This window comes from Curtobacterium sp. MCBA15_004 (assembly GCF_001865055.2).
Classification (GTDB): Bacteria; Actinomycetota; Actinomycetes; order Actinomycetales; family Microbacteriaceae; genus Curtobacterium.
Genome location: NZ_CP126266.1, coordinates 3,589,025 through 3,601,365 on the forward strand (window position 1 = coordinate 3,589,025; position 12,341 = coordinate 3,601,365).

The 12,341-nt window shown below is 70.8% G+C and carries 16 protein-coding genes and 1 pseudogene; 10 read left to right on the forward strand and 7 right to left on the reverse strand.

The window, feature by feature from the left end:
- Nucleotides 1–59 precede the first annotated feature (59 nt).
- Both QOL16_RS17015 and QOL16_RS17020 read left to right on the forward strand, forming a co-directional pair.
- Nucleotides 60–881 (forward strand): heavy metal-binding domain-containing protein, encoded by an 822-nt coding sequence (locus QOL16_RS17015; RefSeq protein WP_071248110.1) that lies wholly within the window; start codon nt 60–62, stop codon nt 879–881.
- On the forward strand, nt 878–1,720 hold the full coding sequence (locus QOL16_RS17020; protein ID WP_071285532.1) for a hypothetical protein: 843 nt from the start codon (nt 878–880) through the stop codon (nt 1,718–1,720). Before QOL16_RS17015 ends, QOL16_RS17020 begins: the two co-directional genes overlap by 4 nt.
- A 236-nt stretch (nt 1,721–1,956) precedes the next feature.
- On the opposite strand, the gene QOL16_RS17025 is transcribed toward QOL16_RS17020, so the two are convergent.
- On the reverse strand, nt 1,957–2,607 hold the full coding sequence (locus tag QOL16_RS17025; RefSeq protein WP_071285535.1) for a Type 1 glutamine amidotransferase-like domain-containing protein: 651 nt from the start codon (nt 2,605–2,607) through the stop codon (nt 1,957–1,959).
- A 168-nt stretch (nt 2,608–2,775) separates the two neighbouring features.
- On the opposite strand from QOL16_RS17025, the gene QOL16_RS17030 reads away from it, so the two are divergent.
- The 3 genes from QOL16_RS17030 to QOL16_RS17040 all read left to right on the forward strand — a co-directional run bounded on the left by QOL16_RS17030 (nt 2,776) and on the right by QOL16_RS17040 (nt 4,771).
- Entirely contained in the window at nt 2,776–3,477 is a 702-nt protein-coding gene (locus QOL16_RS17030; protein WP_065960535.1) for a YafY family protein, read from the forward strand.
- 101 nt (nt 3,478–3,578) lie between these two features.
- A complete protein-coding gene (locus QOL16_RS17035) occupies nt 3,579–3,971 on the forward strand; it encodes a VOC family protein (RefSeq protein ID WP_071248200.1) in 393 nt (130 codons plus the stop codon).
- A 107-nt stretch (nt 3,972–4,078) separates the two neighbouring features.
- The gene (locus QOL16_RS17040; RefSeq protein WP_071248101.1) at nt 4,079–4,771 is read left to right on the forward strand and encodes a PD-(D/E)XK nuclease family protein; all 693 of its coding nucleotides are present in this window, start codon (nt 4,079–4,081) and stop codon (nt 4,769–4,771) included.
- Nucleotides 4,772–5,051: 280 nt separating this feature from the next.
- Here QOL16_RS17040 and QOL16_RS17045 read toward each other — a convergent pair whose 3' ends face one another.
- The gene (locus QOL16_RS17045; RefSeq protein WP_071248098.1) at nt 5,052–5,498 is read right to left on the reverse strand and encodes a MarR family winged helix-turn-helix transcriptional regulator; all 447 of its coding nucleotides are present in this window, start codon (nt 5,496–5,498) and stop codon (nt 5,052–5,054) included.
- 59 nt (nt 5,499–5,557) lie between these two features.
- Here QOL16_RS17045 and QOL16_RS17050 point away from each other — a divergent pair, with 59 nt between their 5' ends.
- Nucleotides 5,558–6,295 (forward strand): SDR family NAD(P)-dependent oxidoreductase, encoded by a 738-nt coding sequence (locus QOL16_RS17050; RefSeq protein ID WP_071248095.1) that lies wholly within the window; start codon nt 5,558–5,560, stop codon nt 6,293–6,295.
- A 380-nt stretch (nt 6,296–6,675) separates the two neighbouring features.
- On the opposite strand, the gene QOL16_RS17280 is transcribed toward QOL16_RS17050, so the two are convergent.
- The 4 genes and pseudogenes from QOL16_RS17280 to QOL16_RS17060 all read right to left on the reverse strand — a co-directional run bounded on the left by QOL16_RS17280 (nt 6,676) and on the right by QOL16_RS17060 (nt 8,420).
- Complete coding sequence (locus tag QOL16_RS17280; protein ID WP_370692548.1) at nt 6,676–6,912, reverse strand: hypothetical protein; 237 nt, start codon at nt 6,910–6,912, stop codon at nt 6,676–6,678.
- Nucleotides 6,849–7,412, reverse strand: a complete 564-nt coding sequence (locus QOL16_RS17285; RefSeq protein WP_370692581.1) for a hypothetical protein — start codon at nt 7,410–7,412, stop codon at nt 6,849–6,851. Before QOL16_RS17285 ends, QOL16_RS17280 begins: the two co-directional genes overlap by 64 nt.
- A gap of 434 nt (nt 7,413–7,846) precedes the next feature.
- A pseudogene (locus QOL16_RS17290) lies at nt 7,847–7,924 on the reverse strand (hypothetical protein); the annotation flags it as partial.
- A 79-nt stretch (nt 7,925–8,003) separates the two neighbouring features.
- A complete protein-coding gene (locus QOL16_RS17060; RefSeq protein ID WP_071248092.1) occupies nt 8,004–8,420 on the reverse strand; it encodes an arsenate reductase ArsC in 417 nt (138 codons plus the stop codon).
- Between the two features lie 97 nt (nt 8,421–8,517).
- Between QOL16_RS17060 and QOL16_RS17065 the strand changes: the two genes are divergently transcribed.
- The 4 genes from QOL16_RS17065 to QOL16_RS17080 all read left to right on the forward strand — a co-directional run bounded on the left by QOL16_RS17065 (nt 8,518) and on the right by QOL16_RS17080 (nt 11,784).
- Complete coding sequence (locus tag QOL16_RS17065; protein WP_071248089.1) at nt 8,518–8,871, forward strand: metalloregulator ArsR/SmtB family transcription factor; 354 nt, start codon at nt 8,518–8,520, stop codon at nt 8,869–8,871.
- Between the two features lie 619 nt (nt 8,872–9,490).
- Entirely contained in the window at nt 9,491–11,134 is a 1,644-nt protein-coding gene (locus tag QOL16_RS17070; protein ID WP_071248083.1) for an FAD-dependent oxidoreductase, read from the forward strand.
- Between the two features lie 42 nt (nt 11,135–11,176).
- Nucleotides 11,177–11,476, forward strand: coding sequence for a rhodanese-like domain-containing protein (locus QOL16_RS17075; RefSeq protein ID WP_071248080.1), 300 nt, complete (start codon nt 11,177–11,179; stop codon nt 11,474–11,476).
- Complete coding sequence (locus QOL16_RS17080) at nt 11,473–11,784, forward strand: metal-sensitive transcriptional regulator (protein WP_071248077.1); 312 nt, start codon at nt 11,473–11,475, stop codon at nt 11,782–11,784. The genes QOL16_RS17075 and QOL16_RS17080 overlap by 4 nt, the downstream gene beginning before the upstream one ends.
- 206 nt (nt 11,785–11,990) lie before the next feature.
- On the opposite strand, the gene QOL16_RS17085 is transcribed toward QOL16_RS17080, so the two are convergent.
- A complete protein-coding gene (locus tag QOL16_RS17085) occupies nt 11,991–12,194 on the reverse strand; it encodes a LacI family DNA-binding transcriptional regulator (RefSeq protein WP_083394038.1) in 204 nt (67 codons plus the stop codon).
- Between the last annotated feature and the right edge of the window lie 147 nt (nt 12,195–12,341).

A 12,341-nucleotide genomic window follows, 5' to 3' on the forward strand; every position in this document is an offset into this window, starting at 1 on the left:
CCGACCCCGTTCCCGGCCACCCGACCCGAACCGACCCACGAACCCGAGAGGCACGACCCATGAGCACCCCCGACCTCGGCAGCGTCCCGCTCCCCGCCGACGCCACGGCCCGGCTCGCCGACGGCGCGGGCCGACTGTTCACGTCGGACCTGTCGGTGAACGAGTTCCTGCTCGTGCGGCAGGCCGGCTTCCGCCCCGTCGGGCTCGTGCTCGGGTCGAGCGTGTACCACGTGGGCATCCAGACGGCCCGCTGGAGCCGCAACATGGAGCTCGACAAGCTCAGCGAGGCGATGTACCACGCCCGTGAACTCGCGATGACGCGCATGGAGGCCGAGGCCGACCGCCTGGGCGCCGACGGCATCGTCGGCGTGCGGCTCGAGATCGAGTTCAAGGAGTACGGCAACGACCTCGCCGAGTTCACCGCCGTCGGCACCGCCGTCGTCGCCGACGCCGCACCGCCCACGGGCACGTGGCGCAACACCAAGGGCCTGCCGTTCACGTCGGACCTGTCCGGGCAGGACTTCTGGACGCTGATCCAGGCCGGGTACGCGCCGCTCGGGCTCACGATGGGCACCTGCGTCTACCACATCGCCCACCGCGGCATGATGGCGTCGATGACGACCTTCGGGATGAACACCGAGATCCCCCAGTACACCGAGGCCCTCTACGACGCTCGGGAGCTCGCGATGGGCCGGATGCAGACCGAGGCCGAGCAGCTGGACGCCGAGGGCATCGTCGGCGTGCAGCTCCTGTCGCTGCCGCACCGGTGGGGCGGCCACACGACGGAGTTCTTCGCGATCGGGACCGCCGTGCGCTCCCTCCGCCCCGACCACGTCATCGCGACCCCGACCCTCGTCCTCCCGCTCACGGACGACCGGTGACCGCTCCCTCGGCACACGTCGGCCTCGACGCCGGCACCGACCCGCAGGAGCTGCTCGACGGCCTCGCCGACGCCGCCGCGGCCGCCCTTCCCGCATCGGTCGTCGACCGCGTGCTCGACGTCGAGCGTGCGCGCACCCTGGCCGACCGCCTGGCCGGACGGCCGGGCGCCGTCCGCAGCGTCCGACTCGCGGGCGCGAGCGAGACGCTCACGGTCCGCCGCGACGGTGGGGGACTCGCCACCGAGGCAGCCCGGGTCTCCGGCGGCGTGACCATCGCACGGGAGCGGCCGGCGCTCGGTGCGTGGCTGCAGCGCTTCGTCGGTGAGGTCGCGGCCGTCGCCGCCGACGCGGCGGGTGACACGGCGGCGGCCGCCGCGGCGCTCGGGAGGCTCGGCATCCGCACCGTCGACGCGTTCCGTGTCACGGACGGTGACGTGCACCGCGGTCTGGTCGCGCTGACCGCGGAAGCTGCCACGCGCCTCCCGGCCGGCGAGGCGGCCACCGTCGGCCGCATCGCGGAGCTGCTCGTCGACGGGCTGGCGCGCCTCGACGGCGCCACCGGTGAACCGGTGGTCGTCGTCACGCGCACCGCCACGACCTACCTGCCGGACACGCTCCGTTCCTACTGCGCGCTCCCCGCGGACTGGGCTGCGACCCACCGGCTGTCCGACGGCTCCACACCGCTCGGAGCGCTGCGACGGCAGCTCGACGCCCTCGAGACCGCAGCACAGGGGATGCGCGACGCGGCCGTGGAGCGTGACGCCGCGGCGGTCGTCGTGAACGGACGGTTCCTGGACGACCGGTTCCGCGCGGTGGACCCGGGACTCGAGCTGCGCTGAGCCGGGCGCTCCGCCCGGCTCCGTGACCGGTGCCGGAGCGGAGCGACCATCAGCCCGCCGCGGCTCGGCGACGGGCCGGTTCGCGCGCAGCGGGGGACAGGGACACTGCCGAGATCGTTCCTGTCTGGAGGAACGCCCCGGATCGTCGGCGGGCCCGTGACGATCGTCGTTCCTGCGTCGTCACCTCCGTGGCCGCCGCCGATCCCGGACCACCCCGCGGACGGCCCGACGACGGACTACGAGGAGGCGGGCCGGTCGGGGAGCGAGGCGACCACTGTCCGGTCGTCCCCGTCGACCCGCAGCGCCTGGTCGTCGCGCAGCAGCACCAAGCGGTGCCCGGCGCCGTAACGGTCCACCGTCTCCTGGATCACCTCGGGCGGGTACGGCGGCAGCTGCCCGTCGGCGTGCGGGATGACCGTCTGGTCGATCAGGCCGAGTCCGGCGAAGTCGGCGAGCCCTAGTCCGTCGGCCGGGTCGTCCATGAGGGATGCCGGAGTGACGTCCGGTCCGGCGATGATCGAACCAGCGCTCGCCCCGACGTACGGCAGGCCAGCGCGCACGTGCTCGGCGAGGACCGTGTCGTTGCCCGTCGTCCGCAGGGCCTCGAGCAGCGCGAACGTGCTCCCGCTCGCCACGTAGACCGCGTCGAGGGCCGAGAGCTGCTCGCCGAGCCGGAGGGGCGTCGAGGTCCGGACCGTGACGTCGACGACCTCGTGACCGAGTCGGTGGACCGCGTCACGTTCCGCGAGCACGAACGGCGCGTCCGGGAACGCCGACTGCGCGTCGGTGACGTAGCCGATCCGCAGACGGCTCCGGGAGGCACGGGTCACCTCCGCGAGGAACGGCGCGAGGGCTCCGGTGTGCCGGGAGAGCAGGAGGATCTTCACGCACGCACGCTAGGCGATGCCGCCGACAGGACGCGGGCGACAGCGCCGCCTCGACCACCGACGTCCGGTGTTCGTGGTTCGGCCGTCCACGGCCGGTGACGTTGCGCAGGTGCAAGCAGTGGGAGCGGCGCCGAACGTCGAGGTGGCCCGGTGCCGGATGATGGACGGGTGAACCGGACCGATCGTCTCTACGGTCTCGTGGAGGAGCTCCGGGCCGTGTCGCCGCGGCCGCGGAGCGCCCGTCGCCTCGCGGAGCGCTTCGAGGTGTCCGTGCGGACCATTGAACGGGACCTCGCCGCGTTGCAGCAGTCGGGCATGCCGATCTGGGCGGAGCCCGGCCGGACCGGTGGGTACGTCATCGACGCGTCGGCGACGCTGGGTCCGGCGGGGTTCACGCCGGACGAGGCCCTCGCGGTGCTCATCGGACTCGGCGCACTCCAGCGCAGCCCGTTCCGGCAGTCCGCCCGGACCGCCGCGAAGAAGGTGCTCGCGGTCATGCCCGAGCGCGCCGCCGCACGCGCCAGTGCCTCCGCGTCCCGGGTGCACTTCCTCGAGAGCGACGACGACGGGGGCGCGCCCGTGCCGCTCGCGTTCGCGGAGGCCCTGCGTGCCGACCGCGTCGTCCGGCTGCGGTACCAGGACGCCAGCGGAGCGGAGTCCACCCGCGACGTCGAACCGCTGGGCTCGATCGAGAAGGACGGGCAGTGGTACCTGATCGCCTGGTGCCGGCTGCGACAGGGTGTGCGGGCGTTCCGGGCAGACCGCATGCTCGCCGTCACGGTCACCGACGAACGCCCGCCGGTGCGCGCGCTCCGCGCCGAGGACCTCGCGATCCAGTACGGGCGGCTCCGGTCAGCGGTCGGGGACTGACCGGCGGTCGCCGTCCTGCACGGAACACCGACAGGACGGTGTCGCGACCTCCGGTGATGCTGGTGCTCCACCCCACCGACGTCACCACCGCAGGAGCTTCCATGTCGTTCTCGTCCATCCGCATCGTCACCGACGACCTCGACGGTCTCGTCGCGTTCTACGAGCGGGTCACCGGCCAGCGCGCCGAGCGACCCGCCCCCGTCTTCGCCCGGTTCAGTGGACCCGGCGCGACCCTCGCGATCGCGAGCACCGCGACCGTCGCGATGCTCGGCGGTGCGCTCACCCCGGCGACCAACCGATCGGTCTTCATCGAGTTCGAGGTCGCCGACGTCGACGGCCGTTTCGCCGCACTCGAGCTCGACGGCGACGACGTCGTCCTCGAACCGAGCACGATGCCGTGGGGTAACCGCTCCGCGCTGGTCCGGGATCCCGACGGCAACGTCGTCAACCTCTTCAGCGCGCCGCCCGCGGAGGAGTCGCGAGCCCACGGATGACACACCGGCCCTCCGACTGGACAGCCGCAGACAGATCCGCGAGGGTACGGACCGCGGCGTCCGCGGTTGTGTCGCTGGACGCGCGATCTGGAGCAAGATGTCCTTCCATGGGGGACAACACGATCTTCATGCTCCGGGGTCAACTCGTTCACCGAGCCGTGTTGTGGCCGTTCACCAGGCCACTCGTCGGGGACCAGCTCCGCGCTGTGAAAGATCCGGAGTTCGTGAAACGGCGAGCGGTCGTCGCGTCGACTGTGCTCGCCCGTGCGCTCGAGAACCTGCTCGATGGAGGTTCCGATCTCGAGAAGGACACCGCTCTCGGCCTCGTCAACCTCGAAGGCCCGAGAGATGTCACGACCTTCGAACCAGAATGGCAACGCCTGTCCACGGCCGATCGCCGCGAGGTTCTCATCGATCTCGACCGGTACGTCATCAACGCTGCGAACGGCATCGCTGCATTCATCCGGGAAGTCGGCCTCACCGGAGGGCTGACGACCTGCGTCTGGTCGGAAGTGCCGCTCTTCATGGCGGATGGATTCTTCAACCCCGTCGAGGGTGTGCCGACTCGCCTTCGCGTGGACCTCGTCGTGTGGCGGCAGAGAGGCGTCATCGACGTCCTCGACCTGAAGGTCGGGAACGCCAACCCGCCGGACTGGGTGCTGGAGAAGGACCGGAAGCAACTCGCGCTCTACGTCGAAGCCGTCAAGCGCCGAGCCCCCGGAACGACCCGCGTCCGCGCGAAGTTGCTCTACGTCGGCAGGGGCCACGGTGCAAGCCGATTCGAAGCACTCACGCCGTAGTTGCTGCTGTGGTTCCTGGGCCTCCTGACCGCATCACGAACGAGTAACGAACTCCATGTTCGCTCGAAGCTCGAGCCGACAGTAGGTACGGCCCCGCTGGAACGACCCTCAGCCAGACCGGCTGGGGGTCGTTCTTGCGTGCGGCGGAGTGATGGTCCGCGCGCCGCCTCTCCGGCCACGTCCGCTTCCGCGCCGACAACGGACGGTGAGGCGGGACCTTCTCGCCTTCTTCACCTGTGCCGCACTCCGCCCGACCGACGCCCGGGCGACTCGACAGCGGTCACCCGCCTGTGCCGGGATCGACCGCGAGTGCCTCCAGGGTCCGGAGGAGCGTGGCGTCGTCGACGCCCTGGACTCGGTGCAGGAGGTGCTTCCGGACGGCCTCCGCGTGGATCGGCCGCGCCGCGCGGACCAACGCCGCTCCGGCGTCGGTGACCCGGACGAGCACACCTCCGTCGACCGCCTCGCGACCGACGTGTCCGCGGTTCTCCATCCGCGTGAGTTGGTGGGACAGACGCGTGCGGTCCCACCTGAGCAGCGCACCGAGCTCGTTCTGGCGGAGCTCGCCGTTCCCGAGCTCGACCAGACGGGTCAGGATCCCGAACTCCTGATCGGACAGACCCGAACCGGCCTTGATGTCCTCGGCAACCCGCTGCCGGACCGTTTCTGCCGCGACCTTCCAGGCGTGCCAGAGGCGTTGTTCCTGCTCGGTCAGCGGGGCGGTCATGTACCCAACCTACCAAGGGCGGTGTTGACGCATCAACATGAGAAGCGCAAGCTGTTGACATGACAACACAGAACAGCACGCAGAGGGTCGCCCTCGTCACCGGCGGGAACAAGGGCATCGGCATCGCGATCGTCCGTGGCCTCGCACAGGAGGGCTTCACGGTCCTCCTCGGAGCCCGGAGCGCCGCTGTCGGACGAGCCGCAGCCGACACGGTCGACGGCGACGTGCGCCCCGTCGTGCTCGACGTCACCGACCAGGGCGAGATCGACGCAGTCGCAGCCGAGGTCGCGACCGAGTTCGGCCACCTCGACGTCCTGGTGAACAACGCAGGGGTCAACACGATGACGTTCCGGCCGATGGCAGAGCTCCCCGAGCCGACCGACGAGACCGTCGAGGACTTCCAGAACGTCTACGCGGTCAACGTCTTCGGTGTCGTCCGCATGATCACCGCGTTCCTCCCGCTTCTCACCCGGGCCGATGCCCCTCGGATCGTGAACGTGACGAGCAAGCGCGGTTCGATCGGCGAGGAGGGCGCCTGGGTCGGGCAGCCCTCGATGGTGTACTCGAGCTCGAAGACCGCGCTCAACGCCATCACGGTGCACTACGCGCGCGAGTTCGCGGACACCGCATTGAAGATCAACGGCGCTGCCCCCGGTCACGTCGCGACGGACTTCAACGCCTTCCGCGGGACCCGCACCCCCGACGAGGGCGCCGCCGTCGCCGTGCGCCTCGCCACGCTGCCCGCTGACGGCCCCACCGGCGCGGTGTTCGAGGACGACACGCAGCTCGCCTGGTGACCGCACGAAGCCGAGTCAGGAGCAAGGTCGGGCAGCACGGCCCCGAGAGCCTCCGACATCGGTGCTGTGGTTCAGCAACACGTCGTCGCGTTGCCCCCCGACAAGTGCCGATCTGCAATGCACGTTGTCGCAAACGCCGTCTGTCACAGGTACGACCATGGACGACCAGGTCGAGTGCATCGGCAACGCTCGGGAACAGACAGACTCGGCCGTCCGGTAGCCGATCGGCTACCGGACGGGGAGCGGGGGCGTGGCGGGACCCTGATCCGGGCTCGCCATCCCTCATCGTGCACGGGTGCTGCGTGAGCGGTTGTCGTCCGACTTCGAAGGTGAGCCCGACGATGTCATCGGTCGCGCTGTACCCGCCGCCGATGAGGTGGTCATGAGCAGCAGGAGGATGGTCCGCCGACGCTGGTGGAGCAGACGCCGTTCTCGGGGAGCACGAGTTGCACGTCGCGGGCTGCCTGGTGGTCGCCGGCGAGTTCCGCCGCGATGGAGCGGACCTGCTCGTAGCCGGTGAGGAGCAGGAACGTCGGAGCGCGCCCGTAGGACTTCATCCCGGCGATGAAGAAGTTCGGCTCCGGGTGCGCCAGCTCCGCGACACCGTGCGGGGGCACGGAGCCGCAGGAGTGCAGATTCGGGTCTCGATCAGCGGCGCGAGCGCCCGCGGTGCTTCGACGATGTCGTCCAGGCCCAGGCGGATCTCGCGGAGCATGTCGAGGTTCGGCCGGAAACCGATCGCGTTCACGATCACGTCGACCGCCACCGCGAACGCCTCACCCGCGCGACGGCCCGTGACGGTGACCAGGTCACCCTCAGCGCTGACGTCGTCGATCTCGAACGACGCGAGCCGTTCGATACGGCCGGACTCGACGAGGCCGTGCACGTTCGAGCCGAGCTGCCCTCGAGCGGCGAGCCCGTCAGCAGCGTCGGCCCCGAGCCTGGCGGTGCCGGCGTTCCGGATCGCCCACAGCAGCGTCGTGCCGGGCTCGTCCTTCGCCAGGGCGGCGAGCTTGATGAGCGTGTTCGCGGCCGAGTGGCCGGCACCGACGACGAGGACCCGCTTCCCGGCGAACCGGTCACGGTCAACGCCGAGCACGTCGGGGAGAGCGTGCATGGCCCGATCGCCGAGGTCCGCGGCGGGTGCGAGCCCTGCAGCGGTGAGCGGATTCGGGGACGTGTACGTGCCGACGTGTCGACGACCGCGCGAGCGGTGACGTCCTCGACACCGTCTGCGGTGTGCAGGCGGAGGAGGAACGGCGTGTCCGCGCGGCCGGTGGAGCGGGTGCGGTCCATCCCCTGCCGGGACACCGCGTCGACGCGGACCCCGGACCGGATCACCGCGGCCAGCTCGGGCGTCTGTGCGAGGGGTTCGAGGTACTGGGCGACGAGGTCGTGCCCGGTCGGCAGCGATGATCGGCGGGGCTCGGTCCAGCCGGCGTGTTCGAGGAGCCGGCGGGCGGCGTCGTCGATGACGTACCGCCACGGGGAGAACAGCCGCGTGTGCCCCCACGCGCGGACCGACGTGCCGACCTGGTCGCCAGCTTCGTAGACGACGACGGGGAGGCCCTGCTCGAGCAGGTGCGCGGTCGCAGCGAGGCCGACGGGGCCGGCGCCGATGACCGTCACCGGAAGGTCGGTCAACCGGTCCGCGTCAGCACGGGGTGGGACGGTGAGGTGACGGTCATGGTGGTGGTCCTTCCGGTGGTCAGGCGGATGCTTCGGTGGGGAGCAGCTCGGCCAGGAGCGCCTGCACGCGGCGCTTGATCTCGTCGCGGATCGGACGGACGTCGTCGATGCCCTTCCCGGCGGGGTCGGTGAGGTCCCAGTCCTCGTACCGCTTCCCGGGGAAGATCGGGCACGCGTCACCGCAGCCCATCGTGATGACCGCGTCCGACGCGCGGACGTCCTCGGTGAGCAGGAGTTGCGGGGTGTTGCCGGTGATGTCGATGCCTTCTTCGGCCATCGCTGCGACCGCGGTCGGGTTGATCTGGTCGCCAGGCTCGGACCCTCCGGAGAGCACTCGGATGCGGTCGCCGCCGAGGGCCTTGGCGTAGCCAGCGGCGATCTGCGAGCGGCCAGCGTTGTGGACGCAGACGAACAAGACGGTGGGCTGATCGGTCATCGGGAGCGCTCCTCGGGTCAAGGTGTGGCCAGCATGCACCGGCACATTGACGCTCGTCAATATTGATCATCAACGATGTTCCGGCGATGATCGGAGCATGGCCACTGTCGAGCCGCTCCCCATCGAGGACGTCACCGCGTGCTGCGCGCCGCTCGCGAGCGCGCCGCTCGACGCAGCTGGTGCAGATGCGCTGGCTCGGACGTTGAAGGCGATCGCTGACCCGGCTCGGCTGCGGATCATCTCGATCGTCGCCGCGCACGGCGGCGCCGAGACGTGCGCTTGCGACCTGCAAGAACCGCTCGGGCTCTCGCAGCCGACGGTGTCGCACCACACGAAGGTCCTCGTCGACGCCGGCGTCCTCAACCGGGAGAAGCGGGGTACGTGGGCGTACTTCTCGCTCGTCCCGGGCGCGCTGGAGGCCCTCGCCGGACTCCTGTCCGAACGATTCTGACGAGCACGGAGACGACAGCGTCCTGTCACCTATCGCATTCAGCGTCGACTCGGTCCGCGACGAGGTCGCTCGCGTGCTCGAGCTCATGGATCGGGCGTATCGCGAGCCGCTGGAGCAGGACGACGTCGCGGCTGCTGCCGGTCTGAGCACGCAGCGACTCCAGGAGCTGCTTCAAGCCTCGCTGGCGGAAGGGTTCGCAGTTCCCGTCCGTGACCATCGCCCGGGTCCGTCACCGGCCAGCTCCCACGCACGGCCAGGCCTCGATGGCTACTTCGAACCGCGGGCGATGGAGTACCGGCCGGGCACGCACCCTGAAGGAGAGCGCTCCCGAGCCGTCCTCAGTCCTCGGCGCCGACACTGACGCGAGGGAATCGTTTCACCGTCCGAAGAGTCGAGCGATGAAGCCACCCGTGGGCGGCTGTCGTTCGTGGCCCTCGCAACGGTCCCGTCGCGGCACACCGCGCATCACCTGGTCGACGTGCTGTCCGCACCCAGCCCACGTCGCCTTCCCACACGTCCTGCACGTCACCTGTCGGCACATGATCACTCCGTTCGCCGTTCGCGCGGTCGCACGCGCGGCCACTTGCACGAGTATACCCCCCGGGGTATTTTGGTTGACATGAGGACGATCATCATCGGTGGTGTCGCGGCCGGTATGAGCACTGCGACGAGGCTTCGCCGCCTCGACGAGGCACGGCGGATCACGGTGTTCGAGCGCGGCGCGCACGTGTCGTTCGCGAACTGCGGCCTGCCGTACCACGTCGGTGGGGTGATCCCGGAGCGGTCGTCGCTGCTGCTCCAGACACCGCAGTCGTTGGCGAGCCGGTTCGCCCTCGACGTCCACGTGCACCACGAGGTGACCGCGATCGACCCGATCGCACGGACGGTCACGGTCCGCGACCTCGACACCGGGCGCGTCCGGGTCGAGACGTACGACGAGCTGGTGCTCGCAACCGGCGCCACGGCCGCTCCGGGGCCTTGTGCGGAGCACGTGCCGACGCACACGCTGCGGAGTGTCGAGGACGTCGATGATGTCCTCACGGTCCTCGACCAGGCGGGGGCTGAACTCCGGGTGGTCGTCGTCGGCGCCGGGTTCATCGGGCTCGAAGCCGTCGAGAACCTCCGTGCACGTGGTGCGCAGGTCACCCTGGTCTCCCGCGGCCGACAGGTGCTGTCGCCGCTCGACCCGGAGATGGCCGCACCGGTCCTGCGCACCCTCCGCCGGGCCGGCGTCGACGTACGGCTCGGGGTGACGATCACCGGGGCAGAGTCGGGGCGCGTGCACCTCAGCGACGGCAGCAGCATCGACACGGTGCTCGTCGTCGAGGCCAGTGGTGTCCGCCCGGACCGCTCGCTCGCCGACGCCGCGGGCATCGCCGTCGGTCCGACCGGCGGGATCGCGGTCGACAGACGCCACCGCACCTCGCAGCCGCACGTCTGGGCGGTCGGCGACGGTGTCGAGAAGCGGGACCAGCTCGACGGCGCTCCCACCCTGGTGACGATGGCTGGACTCGCGAATCGGCACGGCCGCGCCGTCGCGGACGACATCGCCGGCACCGAACCCGAGGACGCCGTCCCCGCCCTCGGCACCGCGATCCTGGGCCTGCTCGGGACGACGGTGGCACTCGTGGGCTGGAGCGAACGCCGACTCGTCGCGGCGGGACGACCCCACCGTGTCGTGCACACGCACCCCGCGTCGCACGCCACCTACTACCCGGGCGCAGAGTCCATGGCGATGAAGCTCCTCGTCGACCCGGCGACCGATCGGATCCTCGGCGCGCAGATCGTCGGTGGCGAAGGGGTCGACAAGCGGATCGACGTGATCGCGGTGGCGATGGCTGCAGGGCTGACCGCATCGGCGCTGTCCCAGCTCGAGCTGGCGTACGCACCCCAGTACGGATCCGCGAAGGACCCGGTCAACATGCTCGGCTACGTCGCGGAGAACACCGCCACCGGTGCCACCCGCACCGTGCAGTGGCACGGACTCGCCGCCGCACTGGACGACGGTGCGGTGCTGGTCGACGTCCGCAGCCCCGCCGAGCACGCCGCCGGCGCGATCCCCGGCGCGGTGAACGTCCCGCTCGACGAGCTCCGGACCCGGCACGGGGAACTCCCCGACGGGCCTGTCGTCGTGCACTGCCAAGTCGGCCAGCGCGGCCACACCGCCGCCCGACTCCTGACGCAGCTCGGGTACGACGTCCGCAACCTCGACGGCGGCTACGCGACCTGGACCGCGGGAACCGCCGCCGCCGCGGCCGCCTGACCCGCCACGCCCATGACCACCACACACCAGACTGGAGAGACCATGCAGCAGATCACCGCCGACCAACTCGCCGCGACACCCGGCGCGCACATCATCGACGTCCGGGAACCGGACGAGTACCGCGCCGGCCACGTGCCCGACGCCACGAACATCCCCCTCGCGCAGCTCGGCGACCGCCTCCGCGAGATCCCGACCGGTGCGCCGGTCCACGTCATCTGCCAGTCCGGTGGCCGCAGCGCCCGCGCCACCGAGGCGCTGAACGCAGCCGGGTTCGACGCGGTCGACGTCACCGGCGGCACGTCCGCGTGGCAGGCGGCGGGGCACCCGGTGGACGCGGCATGAGCAGCACGGACCGGTCCCTGCACGACGCGGCAGCCGTCCGGAAGGTCGCGAACCGGCTCAAGCGCGCCCAGGGTCAGCTTGCAGCCGTCATCGCTGCGGTCGAGGGCGGCGGCGACTGCCGCGACGTCGTGACCCAGCTCGCCGCGGTCAGCAGCGCCATCGACCGCGCCGGCTTCGCAATCATCTCCACCGCCATGCGCGAATGCATCGTCGACCGGTCTGATCCGGATGCTGCTGACAGCACGAACGAGGCCGCCGAACGACTCACCGTCGAGGAACTCGAGAAGCTGTTCCTCACCCTCGCCTGAAGCGAGGTCCCGCTGCAACGCTCGCGGTGCGAGCTCGCAGCAGCAGGTGACGTACCGCGCTCCTGCTCGTCGTCCATCACGTTCTGCTCCGGTGGATCGTCAAATCCGTCACACACCCACGCGAGCGCGTCCTCGTCGCTTGAGCGGGGGCGTACCTCCATGTGTCTGGCGTCCCCTGGTGCGGCTGCGTGCTCAGTCACGGCAGGTCAGTCGCGATCAACGGTTCGCCGTCGACGCGCGAGCGCTGCGGCGTGGTCGTCGCGGATGTAGTCGAGAGCGTGAATGGCGTGTTCGACACGGGCGCGTGTGGTGGGGCGGACGTTGGTGGCACCGTTGAGGACGCGGGACACGGTCTGGTGCGACACGTGCGCTGCTGCGGCGACGTCATGGATGGTGGGTGCTTTGGTCACGGCTGGCTCCTCATGGGTTCTGAGGTGCGGGCACCGTCCTGGACGACATGACGGTGCCCGCGAGGGGCCGGCGGAAAGGGGAACGCCGGCCCTGGTGCTCCGCCCGTTCACTCGATGCCCCGAGGTGGGGCCGGGCGGAGGTGGGAG